Origin of the sequence: Psychrilyobacter sp. (assembly GCF_037132775.1) — a bacterium.
GTDB lineage: Bacteria > Fusobacteriota > Fusobacteriia > Fusobacteriales > Fusobacteriaceae > Psychrilyobacter.
In genome coordinates, this window is record NZ_JBAHZY010000056.1 from 1 (window position 1) to 16,287 (window position 16,287).

Genomic DNA, 16,287 nt, shown 5'->3' on the forward strand with positions numbered 1-16,287 from the left:
TCATATATGCTAAAATGTTTATATCCTTTTTTCATAAATTAACTCCTTTAATGTTTGTTGTCGTAACTACATTATATCGGTTTTTATGAAAAAAGGTCTTTTTTTATTTCAAGTGGTCGACTTGAAATGATTATACACCAAATACGAACTTTATTAAAATTTTCCTTCTAAATCAAGAATTCTACTTTCATTTTATTCATATTTTATTATTGGATTTTTCTGTAGGACAACTTCTAATGGTTTTATTTAATACAGGCATTAAAAAAGATCTAGTAATTAATTACTAGATCTAAATATTTTATTTATGAGAGTTTGTTTTTTTTCTGTTAAAATATTTAATCATAAATACAGACCAAATAACTAAAATTACACTGATAACATGGGGAGCACGGAACCCGTAAAACATCAGGTCTTCACTTCTAAAGAAACTGACGAAAGTTCTAATAAGGCTGTATTCTATTATATAGATAAACCATACAGTTCCTGCCTTATAATTTTTGAGTTTGAAGAAAAACCAAATAGACAGAAAAGCTATAAAGTTTAAAAGTAATTCATATAACATGGCTGGATGTAAGGCTAAGCTCGGAAATTCACTTCCTGCTGGGGATGAATTTGGAAACACAATGCCCCAAGGTACTAACTCCTTAAATTTTATTTGAGCTGTTAAACTCAAAGAATCGTAGGCCTTGTACCACTCTACAAATTTTGGCCTAATAGAAAATATAACATTAAATGGGGTAAATGTAGGAACTCCATGAACTTCCCCGTTCATAAAATTACCTATCCTACCAATTGCTTGGCCTAAGATAAATGGTGCAGCAGCAATATCTCCTAAACTCCACATAGATATCTTGTGTTTTTTAGCAAAGAAATATGTACCGACTATTCCTCCTAAAATTCCTCCATGGATTGCCATACCACCTTTCCAAACAGCTAATATATCTCCTGGGTGACTAAAGTAGTAAGTAGGATTAAACAACACATAATATAACCTCCCTCCTAATAAACCAGAGATCATAGCTATAAAGGCAAAGTTTTCCATGAGTGCAGGATCAAACCCCTTTCTCTTTCCTTCTATTTTAACTAGTTCAATTCCTAATAGAAATGCAATGGCATACATAAGACCATAGTAGTGTACTTCAAAACTTCCAATGGTAAAAAATACCGGGTCCATAAAATAACCTCCTAAAATTATTGACATAATTAGAATTATACCATAAACTTGAACTAGAATAGAAAATTATAAAATAGATTATTTTTTTCACTTGTTTGGAAGTAGAATATTTGATATTATATAATAAGGATAAAATTATAATTGTTCATATTTAAAGGAAGAAATTACTTAAAAGATAAATATAATGAACGTTTAGATTAAAATTATTGAGGAGGAGTTAGGATGCATAATGTTGAAAATGTAAGTGACAATATTTTTTGGGTAGGGGTAAATGACAGAAAAACTCAAAGATTTGAGAACTATCTACCACTAGATAAGGGAGTTTCTTATAACTCATACCTTATTTTAGATGAAAAGGTAGCACTTATTGATACGGTAGAGATTGGAACTAGTGAAAATTTCCTAGAGAAGGTTGAGGGAGTATTGCAGGGCAAAAAGATAGACTATCTAATAATAAATCATATGGAACCAGATCATGCAGGAGCTATAAAGGATATAATTAGACTGCATCCCGATGTTACTCTAGTGGGGAATGTAAAGACTTTTCCAATGCTAGATGCATTTTATGACTGTTCAAAAGAACGTTGTGAAAACAATAGGCTCGTAGTCAAGGAAGGAGATACTTTAAAATTGGGTAAACATAACCTTACATTTGCCATGGTACCTATGGTACATTGGCCAGAATCTATGGTTACATATGAATCTACTACGGGAACACTATTTTCAAATGATGCATTTGGAAGTTTTGGTTCGTTAGATGGAGGAATATTTGATGACCAGTTAAATCTTAGTTTCTTTGAAGATGAGATGAGAAGATACTATGCAAATATCGTAGGTAAGTATGGAGCACCTACACAGGCGGCTATAAAAAAATTAAAAGGGTTAGACATCAAGTGTATAGCTCCTTGTCATGGTCCAGTATGGAGAGCAGAGATAGCTAGAGTATTAGGTCACTATGATGCGTGGTCTAAGATGGAACCAGAAGCCGAAGGTGTAGTAATAGTCTATGGTTCTATGTATGGAAATACAGAAAAAATGGCAAATGCAATTGCAAGACAACTATCTAAAGAGGGAATCATAGATATAAAGATGTATGATGCGTCTAAAACAGATCACTCATATATAATCAGTGATATATGGAAATATCAAGGATTGTTCATAGGATCTTGTTCACATAACAATGCAGTTTATCCAAAAGTTCAACCAATCCTGTCTAAACTACAGAACTATGGATTAAAAAATAGATATTTAGGTATCTTTGGAAATATGATGTGGAGTGGAGGAGGAGTAAGAGGGATACAAGTTTTTGCTGATTCACTTAGAGGTGTAGAAGTTATAGGAGAACCTGTAGAGGTAAAAGGAACTCCAAGATCGGATGATTATACAAAATTAGAAGCTATGGCAGTTGTTATGGCAGATAAGTTAAAAGAAGCAAGAAAATAAAATTATTTATATAAAAAGAAGCTAGAAATGAGATTATCTCATTTCTAGCTTCTTTTTATTGTTTTAAGAAATTATATTTAGTCAACAAATTAAAAATTTTAAAAGTTTAAGTTTTGATTAACTTTAGTTCTTAGAAGCTTTTATCAATAGATCTGTCATATTGTTGGCAAACTCTATTGGGTCTTCTAATTGGAATCCTTCTATAAGTAAAGCTTGAGAATATAATACTTCTGCATACTTATTTAAGTTTTCTGGATGGATTTCATTGACTTTAATCAAGGCTTTAAATAATTCATGGTTGGAATTTATCTCTAAGATTCTTTCTGCCTTAATAGGTCCCATAGGGTTTTCACCAGGCATCTCAGCCATTAATTTTTCCATCTCAAATGAGATGCCGTTTGTACCACTAACAAGGCAGACAGCACTGGATTTAAGTCTTGTAGTAGGTCTGACTTTAGAAACTTTATCTCCTAAAGCCTCCTTAATCTTGCTAAATAGATCAGAATTTTCTTTTTCAACCTCATCTAACATCTTCTTATCGTCATCACTGGAAAGCTCTTCATTGGCTTCGTGGATGGATCTAAATGTAATATCTTCGAAGTTTCCTAGAGCTTTGATGGCAAATTCATCGATTTTATCGATAAAGTATAAAACTTCCCACCCTTTTTCCTTAATACCCTCCAATTGAGGCATTCTTTCCAAACTTTTGATATTATTTCCAGAAACATAGTAGATATGTTTTTGATCTTCAGGCATTCTCTCCTTATATTCTATCAGAGTGGTCATATTCTCACCTTTTGTAGTATTAAAAATCAAAAGATTTTTAAGTGTATCCTTATGTCTACCGAAATCTTCATAGATTCCACCCTTGATATTTATACCAAACTCATTCCAAAATTTGATATATTCATCTCTGTCGGTTTTTAACATCTTCTCCAATTCTCTTTGGATCTTTTTCTCTAAATTTTTAGCGATTATTACTAGCTGCCTGTTCTGCTGCAAGATTTCACGGGATATATTTAGAGAAAGATCTGAAGAATCTACCAATCCCTTGATAAATCTGAAGTGATCCGGAATCAATTCCTTACATTTATCCATGATAAAGACATTTTTACTATATAATTGAAGTCCTTTTTCAAACTCTTTGGAGTAAAAATCCATAGGAGTTTTAGACGGGATATATAGCAGTGCGGAATACTCTAAATTTCCTTCCACCTTAAAATGGATGGTTTTTAAAGGATTTGTCCAGTCGTGGAATTTTCCCTGATAAAATTCATTGTATTCCTCTTCTGTAATTTCAGTTTTAGATTTTTTCCATAGAGGAGTTTGAGAATTTATTTTTTCCTGTTCCACTGTTTCTATTTTTTCCTTAGTTTCTTTATCCTCAATAGTTTTAGTTACTTCAAGTAAGATTGGATACCTTACATAGTCAGAATATTTTTGGATCAATTCTTTGATCTTATGCTCCTCCAAATATTCTGCATTGGAATCTTCCTTATTTTCTTCAGATCGAAGGTGGAGGATAATTTCTGTTCCCCTGCTAGATTTCTTAGTATCTTCTATGGTAAAGCTACCTTCTCCTGTAGATACCCATTTGACCCCTGTATCAGAATCAGGACTTTTAGTTTTAAGAGTGATCTTCTCAGCTACCATAAATGATGAATAGAACCCTACTCCAAATTGTCCGATGATAGATAGGTCATCTTTATTATTTTTTGCCTCTTTGAGAGCTTCTGTAAATGCACGGGATCCTGAGCTTGCAATAGTACCGATATTTGAGATAACCTCTTCATGGGTCATTCCAATACCATTATCTTTGATAGTAATGGTATTCTTTTCCTTATTTATAAATATCTCTATTTTAAATTCGTTGTCATCTTTCAATAAATTTTGATCTGTAAGAGCTTTAAATTTTAGTTTGTCTAAAGCATCACTGGCATTAGATACTAATTCTCTTAAAAAAATTTCTTTATGTGTGTAGATAGAATGGATCATTAGGTTTAACAGTTCTTTAGTTTCAGTCTGAAAATTTAATGTTTCTTTATGCATAGTAAATCCTCCTAAAATTTTTTAGCACTCGTCATTCTAGTATGCTAATTAATTTTTAACACATTTAAGGGTACTTGTCAATCTCTTACGAAAAGAATGACTGCCTTATAAAATTATTGGTAGTCTGCCTACGTCTGGACAGGTCCTATTTTTTTGAATTGCATACTTTATAAGAAGCAGGTCGAAAGAATCTCTTTTAGGGTCTGGAATCTGAGTTTCTGGAAGGGATTCCTCATGGAATAATGATTATTTACATAATCTCTGATAAATCCTGTATTATCAAAATCAAACTGAGATCTATTATCATATTTTTCATAAGGTCCTCCTAAAATCCAAATAAGCGTAGTATTTATATATACTACAGAAAGAAAAAGGTGTCAAATGTACCGTAGGAGGACTGTTCTTTTTAAAGGCAGAAGCTACTATTTATAAATTCACACTTTTTAAGTCAAGAAAATATCGAAAATAAGATTGAAAAAAATCAAGGAATATGATAAATTAAGTCGAATATAAATTATTAGGAGAGTGAAATAAAATGGATTATGTGATTAATATATTTATCAATGCTATGACTATGATTGCTATATTGAACCCATTTGGAAATGTACCATTATTTATAGGTTTGACAGAGGATATGGGAAAAATTACTAGAAAAAAATTATTTAAAATGATAGTTGTTACAGGATTTTCCATAATGGCGGTATTTGCTGTTGTAGGATCATTTATGATGCATAATTTTTTCAGGGTGGAGATGAAAGAAGTTAAAATAGCGGGAGGAATAATCTTAGTTGTTGTAGCTTTAAAGAATCTATTATTTAGTGAAAAACATAAAAAAAAAGATGAACCACAGGAGGAATTAACAGAGAAGGAAGAGATAAAACAAGGGATAATTCCCATGGCTTTTCCCATGTTAGTTGGTCCAGGTTCATTGGCAGGGGTACTACTTATAAGGCAGGAAGCAGGGATAATTTCTAGTACCCTATCTTGTGTTGTGGTATTTTTAATCATCCACTTTATGTTTTCTGGTGCAGATATTATAGAAAAAATATTTGGAGAATTGGTTTTATTTGTACTGTCCAGGGTGATGCAGTTATTTATAATGGCTGTTGGAATAAAAACTATTATTAGTGGTATAACTATGGTTGTGCAGGGTATAGGAGGTTAAAATGGTAAAAGTGGCAGTGTATTTAGTTGCAGGATTTGAGGAGATAGAGGCACTGACTACAGTGGATATTTTGAGAAGAGCAGAGATTGAAGTTGATTTAGTTGCTCTGGGAGGAAATATACAGGTAGCAGGAGCTCACAACATAAAGGTGATAGCTGACATTCTGATAGAGGAGATAAATCATGAAAATTATGATATGATGGTCTTGCCAGGTGGAATGCCAGGAACGCTAAATTTAGATTCATCAAAAATATTAAAGAAACAGATTATAAGTTTTGATTTGGAGGATAAATATATAGGAGCCATCTGTGCGGGACCCCTTGTGATTGGGAAAATGGGGTTCTTAGAAGATAGACAGGCCACCTGTTACCCGGGTGTGGAATCGCATCTATTTGGAGCCACCTATAGAGATGATTTAGATGTGGTCGTCGATGGGAATTTTATAACATCTAGAGGACCAGGGACAGCTATGGCATTTGCATTGAAATTGGTGGAACTTTTAAAGGGTGAAGAAATAAGTAAGAATTTAGCTTCGAATCTTTTGATTTAGAGACTTAAGGAATGGTTAGATATTACGTTTTAATGAGTAAAGATTAAAACTTTTTTAATCTTTAAAAAATGATAAAGAAATAGTATAATTATTGTACTGATAAGGATTATATATAGGAGGATTTAAAATGGGATTATTTGATTTTTTCAAAAAAAATAAAGAGGAAAACTATATTGAAATATACTCACCATTAAATGGTAGAGTTATCGATTTATCAGAGGTACCTGATGAAGCGTTTGCTCAAAAAATGATAGGAGATGGGTGCGCTATAGAGCCGACCGAAGGATCTATTTATGCTCTAGCTGATGCTGAGATTGATATCTTTGATACTAATCACGCAGTTAGTTTCGATCTTGAATGTAGATTGAAAATGATAGTTCATTTTGGGATCGATACAGTAAAATTAGACGGACAAGGATTTGAAAGACTAGTTACTCCTGGAGATATAAAAAAGGGAGATGAGCTAGTAAAGTATGATCTTGAGTATATTCTAAAAAATACAAAATCTGCAAAAACGCCAATCATCATATCTAACATGGATGAAGTTGCTGAATTAAAAATAGTAGCTACAGGAGATGTAAAGGTTGGAGATCTATTGATGAAGGTAAAATTAAATAAATAATAAATTTTAGGGATGAGAGATCATCCCTATTTTTTTATTGTTGAGAATCTTCAGAAGGACAAAATTATCTCCTATATAGTTATCTGGCATCTTAATCTAATTTATTCTATAAAAACTAAGAGGTTTGAGTCTTTTTAGTTTACAGAACCCAAACCTCTTAAATGAATTGTTTATTTAAAACAGAACGAAAACTATCCTTTTTTTTCTGTTATTTCTATCTCAACTCTTCTATTATCTCCTCTTCCTTGTGAAGTAGAGTTAGAAGTTACAGGATATTTAGACCCTAAACCTTTGCTTGTAATTCTAGTTTCTGCTACCCCTCTTGATTTCAGATATTTTGCTACACTATTTGCTCTATCTTGAGATAAAGTCATATTATAAGAGTCTTTACCCGTATTATCTGTGTGTCCTGAAATAAATATATCAGTTTTATTATATTTTTTTAATATTTTAGATACAGAGTCTAATACTTCGTAGAAGTCACTATTTATATTTGAACTACTACTGTTAAAGGTTAGATTTCCTGGCATAACCAGTTCTAATTTATTATTGGTTCTTTTTAGAGAAACTCCTGTTTTTGAAGTTCTGCTCTCAGTGCGGCTTCTTGTCTGTCAAAATAATAACCTAGACCTAGACCTAGACCTAGACCTACACCTGCTAATCCACCTGCAGCAGCTCCTGTTAGTGTTGACTCAGTATCTTTTCCTGCAATTTGTCCTGCTACGGCACCTACTCAGGTACTACTTAAACCCTTAAGAAAATAATGTAGGGGGGAAGGAGTGGTTTTCATCTTTGAACCGCTACCCCTACAATAATTTAAATACTCAAGAAAAAAGTCTACCTTAATTGGTAGACCTTTTTCTATGGAGTATAAGATAAAATAAAAATGTGACTATAAAAGTGATAATCACATTTATTAGATTTAATTAGAATTGTTAAGATGTTGCTTTAAGCTTTAAACCTTTAAAAATCAAGGTTTTTCAAGTTTTTAGATTTAATTAGATTGGAATATATTAACGAAAAATTATTCCCACTCGATAGTATCATTTTTCTTATAATTCCTTTAAATTCAACGTTTTTAAGCTATTAAGAACTCTTATAAATATAGCGGTGTGCCTTCTGTGTGCCATTTAAAAATTCTTTACTCTTTTTTCTAAAATATCCACTGTTTCAGTTTCCATTTTTTTTGTCACATGAGAATATGTATCTAATGTTACAGATATATTTGCATGTCCTAACCTAGCTTGGATATTTTTTATATTAGCACCTGATTCCAACAGCATAGTCGCATGGGTATGCCGTAACATATGAAAATTAAATTGAAATCCTAGTCGATTACTGAGAGAGGAACAATATCTTTTTAAGGTTAGAGGTGATATTATCTTTCCATCATGCCTCGCTACAACTAAATTATTATTTTCAAAATATCGCCCACACATGAACTTTAATTTCAGCTGATTTTTCTTATGTTCTTTCAAATGATTTATGAGTGTCTCACCTATAATAATTTTTCTCTCTGAACTCTTATTTTTTGGCTTAGTAAATATATATTTTTGTTTTCCAACTGAATAGAGAGATCTTTCTATCATTATATATTTTTCCTCTATGTTCACACAATCCCATTTAAGCCCCATGACCTCTCCTAATCTAGCTCCAGTATGAAAAGCTATTATAAAAGCTATCTCATATTCTGTTTTCTTAAATTCTTTAAACAAAGTCATTAGCTCGGCATCACTTAAAACCTGTATCTTTTTAGAATTTTCTTCCATCCTAGGCATCTCTATATGTTCTGCTGGATTTAATTTTATAAAATTAGTTGGATGAACTGCATACCTAAATATTAATTTCATATAACTATATATCTGCCCAATATAACTTTTCTTATACCCAGCCTTCACCTTATTATTGATAAATCCATTTAAAACAATAGGGGATATATTTTTTAATTTATACCCCCCTAAGTCTTTTTTAAAATGTTTATCAATCATAGTAATTCTATTTTTAAAAGTTGTTTCCCTAAGATTTATTTTCATATAATTCTCAATAAAATAATCTAAATAATCAGAAAATGTAATGTTAGATACATCTTTGTGAAATCCTGCATCCTCAAATTCATTTATTACTTGTCTTAATTTCTTCTCACACTCCTTTTTAGTCTTTCCCCCTAACCGATTCAGTCTTTTTCTTTTACCATCAATGGTACCAATCTCAAGAGAAAAGTACCATTTGCCATTATTTTTCTTATAAACTCTAGCCATTATTTTGCTCCATTTCTAAATTTTCTATAAACCTGTCCAGTGTGGAAGCTCTAATTTTAATACTCCCTAATTTTATTGATTTCAACTGATTCCCCTTTATAAGTTTGTATACACTACTTACATTTGTTTTTAACTTTGCTGATACTTCTTTTATTGTTAGTAATTCATCCATTCATCATAACCTCCGTTAAATTTATCATATTAATCGAATCTTGTATTTAATAACTACCCCTTCACCAATTTCAAATTATTTTTATTTTCCCATTCCTTTTCTTTATCCTTAACAGCCTGTTTCATTTCCTTTAAATGGATCTCCAAAGCATCTAAGTCTGCTTTTAAAGAATCTAATTCATTCCCATCTTCTACTTTAGTGATCCTAGTTTTCATCTTATCTAATTTTTTATAGTTTACATAACTTTTAGTTTTCTTTTCAAACTCAATTGCTATCTGATCCCTTACAGGAGCTAATAATTCTTTTATAGTTTCAGCTTTTTTTATTCCACCATCAATTATCTTTTCCCTTGCATCTGCTGTAACATCTTTATGAGTTAGAAATTTAACTGACTGGTTAGAGAGTGATGCAATGAAGTCTTTTTTATCTCCAAATTCCTGAAATAAGATAAATCTTTTATTAAATTCAGAGATATTATCTTTAGTTAATCCGTTAGCTTCATACCACTTCATGAAATCACCAGACTTTTTAAATTTTAAAGAGATCTGATTGAGAGTTATACATATATAATGTATAGATTCAGATATTCCCATAAACCTTTTTCTTAATTTCTGCTCACTATTTTTTATAAACTCAATATCTTCTTTTTCAATTTCGCAACTTCCGAAATTGAATTGCGAAATATATATTTCTTTTTTTACTGCTTTTTGAAGTTCTCCAAAAACATCCACCTACATCACCGCCTTTACAATTTTTGCAAAGATCTGTTTTATCTCATTATATTGTTTACTCTTAGTTTCCATGATTGTTTTTGATTTTTTTGTAAGCTGCATAATTTTTGTAGTTTGATAAATTGGATCAGTGATAGCAGCTCCTACCCCCTCCAGACTCTTTTTTAATTTATTCAGGTGTTCTCGTTCCATCTTGCTTTTACCAACTCGATTAGGGACAATTAGAGCTACCTTATCCATTCCTACTTCTTTAATTAAATTGACCATCCCCTTGGTAGTTACATCATCAAGGTAAGTAGGAATTACTACTTTATCACTGACTTCCAGAAAGATGTTATCTAATTTTAATACTGGTGATCCATCTATTAGGATATAGTCATATTGGTTTTTAAAAACCTCTATTACATCTAAGAATCTGCTTTCAAAAGTTCTTTTTATACCGGTAGATGTAAGCGGAACATAAAACAGTCCCTCTCTTAATCTAATTAGGTCTGAACCTCTGCCATCAATATACCCTTGAAGTCCATCACCATAGCCTGATTTAGTCCCTGCCATCTGCATTATATTATTTTGTGAATCCGATGTAAGTATTAATACTTTATTTTTTTTATCATCCTTTGTTTTTGATAATGTAGATAATATGTGGGCAGTCCAGAAACATAGTAGTGATTTCCCAACTCCTCCTTTATTATTTTTAAATAATATTACTTTAGCCATTAGACAACCACCTCCTGCCTTGTTATTCCTCTTTTTCTCTTGATTTCTGATTTAATTTGCTTGGTCTGTCTATTGATTAATACGTATTCACTTTTTAAAATAAAGTTTAGATCTGCTAAACTCATGGCTATAATCTCTTTATGATTTGGTCTTAATTTTTGTTTTTTCATTTATTTCCTCCTCTTTTAAATCTTATTATCTCTTCGGAATAGGTTTTGACCCTAGAATTTCTTTTGGGGATCTAGGATAATTGTTTTCACCTTTCAGATATTCATAATCGATTAAATAATTACGCCGATCATTTTTGGCATATATTTTAACTAGATTTCCATATTGATTTATTCGATTTAAAAAAAACCTTATTCTTCTTGTCCCAGTATGATTACATTCGCTGTATTCCATGCCATCATAAGTAACTATAATTTTATAGTCCATAAACATAATTTTTTTCATTTTTTTTAGTACTAAATTAATTAGTTTTATAAGTTTCATATTATCAGCCCTCTTAAACAATTTCTTATTTGTTTTGTTCCTTTGAACCTTATACTTATTTTTATAAAATAAAAAACACACCATCAAATAGTGTGTTTTTTTCTTGAATATTTTATTTTTTAGATTCTATATGGTTCAATGGAGCCCATCCTTTCTTTTGTGGCTCTATTTCTTTATAACCCCAAATCCATCCATTTAAAACTTTTTCTTCAACTAGAATTTCTCCAATTTCAAGATTAAACTCTGTAGCATCATAATTTTCTAATAGAGTTCCTTTACCATTATTTTGACCAATAATTTGTTGTGGAATCCATCCTTTATTATTAGTAGTTTTACAAAAAATCCAACCCTTCCAATCGCCATTTTCATTAGATTTTTCTAGACATTCAATAATTTCTCCTTTTAAAACTTTAATAGGGTTTGGATATTCTGTTTCCCTTTTTTTATTAACTAAATATTTATTCATTATAACCTCCTACAGTAATTTATACTATAAGTATAACCCATAAATAAGACCTTTAACACACTATTTAATTTTCAATGTCCACCAAAACAAATAATAATTTGTTTCCCTCCTAATAACTCCATTCCACTTCTTCATTGAGTAAAAAAGCATCTATTGCCTCATTCTCTATATCATCTATTGTAGTTACTGTTTCCCCTCTAAAAGTAAATGTTTTCAGTTGTGGAATAATATTTCTATAAAAAACGTCCCAATCTTTTATTTTCCCTTTTATTTTAATATCCACCATATCCCTCCCTACATAAATCGTTTTACAATATTCTCTTCCATCATCTTTTTTTCAATACTTGAGTTTTCATCTCTAAGCTTACTCCTGCATTTGGTTGCATATTCTATCAACCAAGTTCTAAGTTCATCATCTAATTTTTCATACTCAAGTTCCAGGGCTCTTATCTGCTTTATTTTTTTAAAATAGGTCTTATTAAAACTATTTACTTTTTTATCTAACTCTTTTAAAGCCTCTTTGATCTCTGTAAGATCATCTAACTTTAAAATTGTTTTTCTTGTTTTAGCGAATGATTTTTGCATATCTTCATTCCATTTGTCTAAATTAAAGCTTTTAATTCGCCTCTCATCATCTAGCTGATCGATAATATCTCCATGTCTTAGATGTTCTGAAAAGGTTTCTACTCTTACCTGCATATTCATACTTCTTTCTAGTTCTTGTGATAAAGCTGTTTCTACTCTAGCCATATTTTACCTCCTAGTTGTTATATTTAATCTATGCCATTGATATAGGAATCTTGTTTACCTATTAGTTTCATAGTATAATTGAGATAACTGATGCAATATTTAAAATCTCAATGATGCAGTCCAAGAACCCAGCCGACCAAAGCACGATTTCTTGGACCACATTATTTAAATTTTAAGGGGGAGTTACACATGGAGCTAAAATTAAAAACGCCAAAAGTATTGTCAGAATCAGATTTTGAATTTATGAAAAGTATAAATAACAATCGTCATATTTTTTTGAAAATTTCTAATGAGTCAAAACGATATACTCCTTTAGAGTGTTTTGATAATGTCAAGCAAAAAATAAAACAAGATGGTGGATCTCCATTATTCGGATGGTGCATCTGGAAGAATGAAGTTTTTATCGAAGCCGAATTTCATTGCGTCTGGCAATCACGAAATAAGAAACAAATTATAGACATTACTCCTCAAACGGATGGTGGAAGTCGAATAATTTTTCTTCCAGAGTATGAAATTGAATATAAAGATCACCTTATAAATAATATTAGAAGACCTCTTATTGATAATCCAATGGTTTTGGAATATATCGATCATTTTGATAACCTTTATAATTTTAGGTCTGAGTTATATAATAAATATAATGCTCAAGTTAAACCAAGCAATGAAGAAATAAAAACATCTAGAGAGTTAACTTCAAAAGTAAATTCATTAGCTAGGGATCTCGAGAATTTATAATCTAAATTTTTATACTCTTTATATTTTTTATAAATCGTATTCGATGCGTGATTATATGGTAATTCTATTTTTACCATAGAGTGAATTATTTCAGATTTTCCAATTGAGTTTTTCAATGCTCGCTCACCTCACTTTTAATTTGTTTAAATTTTTTAGAGTAGATCTATTTCTACTCTTTTTTTTATCTAGAATAATTTAAGCTTTACTTTTCTCCCCCCCTTTTTTTATTAAATTATATATTGCTAAAAAGCAATATAATGTTGAAAAAAATAACGATTTAATTAACTTTACTTCATTTGTTGTTTTTTGTCAATTGCAATATTGTTTTAAAGCAATATAATTGCTAAAAGGAAACCTAATAAGTATAATTATACTAGTGAAGAAGAGAAGGAGAAATACTATGGAGAAAATTTTAAAACTCGGTAACAAAATAAGAAGTAAAAGAGAGGGTAACAACTGGAGCTTAGAGGAACTATCCGAAAAGTTAAGCGGGATAGGAATAGATATTAATCCATCATCTCTTTTTAGAATAGAAAAAGGACAAAGACAAAAAATAGACACAACTTTATTATTAGGACTAAATAAAATTTTTAATTTTAATTTTATTTCTATTTTGGATAATGATTACCAAATAAAAGTAGGAAATATTGATTTAAATAACCCAATTACTGAGTTTAAACAGATCCCTATCTATGATTCTATTTCGGCAGGTTTCGGAAGTCGCGAAAGTGGTATCATTGGGCGTATGCCGTTACCACAGACAAATGGATTTAGGGGTGATGTAATAGGTATTAGAGTAGATGGTGATTCTATGCAGCCTGATATCAAAGATGGAGATACAGTTCTTATAAAAAAAGAAATTATGCCTGAAAATGGTGAAGTAGGAGCATTTATTTTAAATAATGAAGGATTATTAAAAAGATATCAGAAAACAGATCGTGGAGGTGTAATATTATCCAGTGATAACAAAGACTATGATCCTATTATAATTAATGAATCAGATGAATTTCATATCGTAGGGAAAAAAGTAGGAGTATTTAATCATTAGTAAAAATATACCGTCAAGTTTAATATAAAATGGAGAGTGAAACAATTGGGAACTGGGACTAGGCTTATTAAAGCGGTTATAAAAGATATTGAAAGATCTGCTAAAGTAGCAGAAAAAGAACAGAAACGTCGGATTAGAGAAAATGAAAAATTAGAACGAGAAAAGATTCGAAAAGAAAAGAAAAGAGAAAAAGAATATTTAAAAACTGAAAAGGAAAATATTAAAGCAATTGCAGCAATGGATAAATCAAATGAAAAAACTAGGAAAGAAAATATAAAAATAGGCTTAGAAAGTGAAAAGAAAATAGGGGAAGAACGAGTTAAGGAAAGAAAACAAATCAGATTAAAATATTTAAATAAAAAATATTAACTAGGAGGAATAATGAATATATTAGGGATTGTAGCTATAATATTAGCAGGGTACTTTTTTTATCAATTAAATGATAAGAAAAAAACCGGGAGAACTCTAGGCGCTGAAATAAAAATATTAAAAGAAGAAGAGGAAAATATTAAGGGGAATATAAATAAGAAAAAAATAGAATTATCCAACTTAATAAAAATGGAAGAAAATAAGGAAAATATTATCAAAACACACGATGATATACTGAAAAAAACGCGTGAACTAGAAAATGAAATTAAAGATTATGAAGAAAACAAGAAAAGTTTAGAAAAAGAATTAGTAAACATAGAAAAAGACATGGCTATTTATGACCCTGCTTTCGATTTAATAAGTGTTGGTCATTTTGAAGAACCAAATTATTTATTTGAAACTAGCGAACGATTTAAAGAAGAAATAAAAATTATAAGAGACGAACAAAAAGAACTTATTAAATTACAAGAATGTGTTGAAATTCCAGAATCAGTAATATTGTTATCTGATCCTAAGTATGCAAAAAAAATATTAAAAGGGCAGTCTAACCTTATGATAAAAACTTTTAATATAGAGTGTGATAATTTGATGAGTATGTTAAAACCTAGTAATTACGCTAATATTCTCGAAAGAATTGAAAGATCTGCAAACGATGTAGAAAAATTAAGTATTTCTTTTGAGTGTGGATTTACGCCAGAGTATATCGAATTAAAATTTGAAGAATGTGAGTTGCAATATCAATTTAAATTAAAGCAACAAAGAGAAAAAGAAGAACAGGCTATGATTAAAGAACAAATTAGAGAAGAGCAACAAGCTCTAAGAGAATTCGATAGAGCGATGGCTAAAGCTGAAAGAGAAGAAAAAATGTATGAAGATGCATTAGAATCTGCAAGAAAAGAACTAGAAGTTTCGAGTACCGAAGAACATGAAAAATTAGAAAAGAAAATTTTAATGTTAGAAAATAAATTAAAAGAAGCAGAAGAAAATAAAGAAAGAGCAAAAAGTATGGCTGAACAAACAAAAAGAGGTCATGTTTATATTATTAGTAACATTGGATCATTTGGAGAAGATATTTATAAAATAGGTTTGACTAGAAGACTAGAACCTCTTGATAGAGTTAAAGAACTGAGTAATGCAAGTGTCCCTTTTGAGTTTGATGTTCATGCTATGATTTACAGTGAAGATGCTCCAAATTTGGAAAGATCACTTCATAGATGTTTTACTGAATTTCGGGTAAATAAAATGAATACTAGAAAAGAATTTTTTAAAGTGAATTTAGTTGAAATTAAAGAAAAAGCAATTGAATTAACTGGAAATGAATTTGACTTCAAAATTACAGCTATAGCTGAAGATTATTATGAAAGTTTAAAACTTAAAGAAGCTTAAATTGTTTTAAAACCAAAGATTAATGGGTCTGTCTCATATTTTGTGTAAACCTCCAAATTAGTGTAAACTACAATTACATTAATTTGGAGGTTTTTTTATGAGAAAAAAAAGAAAAGATTTATCCCCTGATGAATTAGCACGAAAAGAGCTAATTAGAGAA

20 protein-coding genes are annotated in these 16,287 nt (G+C 30.4%); 8 read left to right on the plus strand and 12 right to left on the minus strand.

Features of this window, described 5'->3' with window-relative positions; translation table 11 throughout:
• Positions 1 to 298 precede the first annotated feature (298 nt).
• Entirely contained in the window at positions 299 to 1,174 is an 876-nt protein-coding gene (lgt, locus tag V5784_RS03810; protein ID WP_336887728.1) for a prolipoprotein diacylglyceryl transferase, read from the minus strand.
• Positions 1,175 to 1,396: 222 nt separating this feature from the next.
• On the opposite strand from lgt, the gene V5784_RS03815 reads away from it, so the two are divergent.
• The gene (locus V5784_RS03815; protein WP_336887729.1) at positions 1,397 to 2,617 is read left to right on the plus strand and encodes an FprA family A-type flavoprotein; all 1,221 of its coding nucleotides are present in this window, start codon (positions 1,397 to 1,399) and stop codon (positions 2,615 to 2,617) included.
• 123 nt (positions 2,618 to 2,740) lie between these two features.
• Here V5784_RS03815 and htpG read toward each other — a convergent pair whose 3' ends face one another.
• Positions 2,741 to 4,666 (minus strand): molecular chaperone HtpG, encoded by a 1,926-nt coding sequence (htpG, locus tag V5784_RS03820; RefSeq protein ID WP_336887730.1) that lies wholly within the window; start codon positions 4,664 to 4,666, stop codon positions 2,741 to 2,743.
• A gap of 535 nt (positions 4,667 to 5,201) precedes the next feature.
• Between htpG and V5784_RS03825 the strand changes: the two genes are divergently transcribed.
• The 3 genes from V5784_RS03825 (at position 5,202) to V5784_RS03835 (ending at position 7,003) form a co-directional block, all read left to right on the plus strand.
• Positions 5,202 to 5,831, plus strand: a complete 630-nt coding sequence (locus tag V5784_RS03825) for a MarC family protein (protein WP_336887731.1) — start codon at positions 5,202 to 5,204, stop codon at positions 5,829 to 5,831.
• A gap of 1 nt (position 5,832) precedes the next feature.
• Positions 5,833 to 6,381 (plus strand): DJ-1 family glyoxalase III, encoded by a 549-nt coding sequence (locus V5784_RS03830; RefSeq protein WP_336887732.1) that lies wholly within the window; start codon positions 5,833 to 5,835, stop codon positions 6,379 to 6,381.
• Positions 6,382 to 6,508: 127 nt separating this feature from the next.
• Complete coding sequence (locus V5784_RS03835) at positions 6,509 to 7,003, plus strand: PTS glucose transporter subunit IIA (protein ID WP_336887733.1); 495 nt, start codon at positions 6,509 to 6,511, stop codon at positions 7,001 to 7,003.
• A 191-nt stretch (positions 7,004 to 7,194) separates the two neighbouring features.
• Here V5784_RS03835 and V5784_RS03840 read toward each other — a convergent pair whose 3' ends face one another.
• The 10 genes from V5784_RS03840 to V5784_RS03885 form a co-directional block, all read right to left on the minus strand.
• Complete coding sequence (locus V5784_RS03840; protein WP_336887734.1) at positions 7,195 to 7,533, minus strand: OmpA family protein; 339 nt, start codon at positions 7,531 to 7,533, stop codon at positions 7,195 to 7,197.
• 600 nt (positions 7,534 to 8,133) lie between these two features.
• Entirely contained in the window at positions 8,134 to 9,261 is a 1,128-nt protein-coding gene (locus V5784_RS03845) for a tyrosine-type recombinase/integrase (RefSeq protein ID WP_336887735.1), read from the minus strand.
• On the minus strand, positions 9,254 to 9,433 hold the full coding sequence (locus V5784_RS03850) for a helix-turn-helix domain-containing protein (RefSeq protein WP_336887736.1): 180 nt from the start codon (positions 9,431 to 9,433) through the stop codon (positions 9,254 to 9,256). Before V5784_RS03850 ends, V5784_RS03845 begins: the two co-directional genes overlap by 8 nt.
• Before the next feature lie 53 nt (positions 9,434 to 9,486).
• Complete coding sequence (locus tag V5784_RS03855; protein WP_336887737.1) at positions 9,487 to 10,164, minus strand: hypothetical protein; 678 nt, start codon at positions 10,162 to 10,164, stop codon at positions 9,487 to 9,489.
• Positions 10,165 to 10,881, minus strand: a complete 717-nt coding sequence (locus V5784_RS03860; protein WP_336887738.1) for a ParA family protein — start codon at positions 10,879 to 10,881, stop codon at positions 10,165 to 10,167.
• The gene (locus V5784_RS03865) at positions 10,881 to 11,051 is read right to left on the minus strand and encodes a hypothetical protein (RefSeq protein WP_336887739.1); all 171 of its coding nucleotides are present in this window, start codon (positions 11,049 to 11,051) and stop codon (positions 10,881 to 10,883) included. Before V5784_RS03865 ends, V5784_RS03860 begins: the two co-directional genes overlap by 1 nt.
• Positions 11,052 to 11,076: 25 nt before the next feature.
• Entirely contained in the window at positions 11,077 to 11,373 is a 297-nt protein-coding gene (locus V5784_RS03870) for a hypothetical protein (protein WP_336887740.1), read from the minus strand.
• 112 nt (positions 11,374 to 11,485) lie between these two features.
• Positions 11,486 to 11,839, minus strand: coding sequence for an SH3 domain-containing protein (locus V5784_RS03875; RefSeq protein ID WP_336887741.1), 354 nt, complete (start codon positions 11,837 to 11,839; stop codon positions 11,486 to 11,488).
• Positions 11,840 to 11,948: 109 nt separating this feature from the next.
• A complete protein-coding gene (locus tag V5784_RS03880; protein ID WP_336887742.1) occupies positions 11,949 to 12,122 on the minus strand; it encodes a hypothetical protein in 174 nt (57 codons plus the stop codon).
• Positions 12,123 to 12,133: 11 nt separating this feature from the next.
• On the minus strand, positions 12,134 to 12,589 hold the full coding sequence (locus V5784_RS03885) for a hypothetical protein (protein WP_336887743.1): 456 nt from the start codon (positions 12,587 to 12,589) through the stop codon (positions 12,134 to 12,136).
• A 189-nt stretch (positions 12,590 to 12,778) separates the two neighbouring features.
• On the opposite strand from V5784_RS03885, the gene V5784_RS03890 reads away from it, so the two are divergent.
• The 4 genes from V5784_RS03890 (at position 12,779) to V5784_RS03905 (ending at position 16,127) form a co-directional block, all read left to right on the plus strand.
• Positions 12,779 to 13,324 carry a hypothetical protein gene (locus tag V5784_RS03890; protein WP_336887744.1) on the plus strand — a complete coding sequence of 182 codons (546 nt, stop codon included), beginning with the start codon at positions 12,779 to 12,781 and terminating at the stop codon, positions 13,322 to 13,324.
• A 400-nt stretch (positions 13,325 to 13,724) separates the two neighbouring features.
• A complete protein-coding gene (locus V5784_RS03895; RefSeq protein WP_336887745.1) occupies positions 13,725 to 14,372 on the plus strand; it encodes a S24 family peptidase in 648 nt (215 codons plus the stop codon).
• 36 nt (positions 14,373 to 14,408) lie between these two features.
• Positions 14,409 to 14,741: a hypothetical protein gene (locus tag V5784_RS03900; protein ID WP_336887746.1), complete on the plus strand. Its 333-nt coding sequence runs from the start codon at positions 14,409 to 14,411 to the stop codon at positions 14,739 to 14,741.
• A gap of 12 nt (positions 14,742 to 14,753) precedes the next feature.
• Positions 14,754 to 16,127: a DUF4041 domain-containing protein gene (locus V5784_RS03905; protein ID WP_336887747.1), complete on the plus strand. Its 1,374-nt coding sequence runs from the start codon at positions 14,754 to 14,756 to the stop codon at positions 16,125 to 16,127.
• The last annotated feature ends 160 nt before the right edge of the window (positions 16,128 to 16,287 follow it).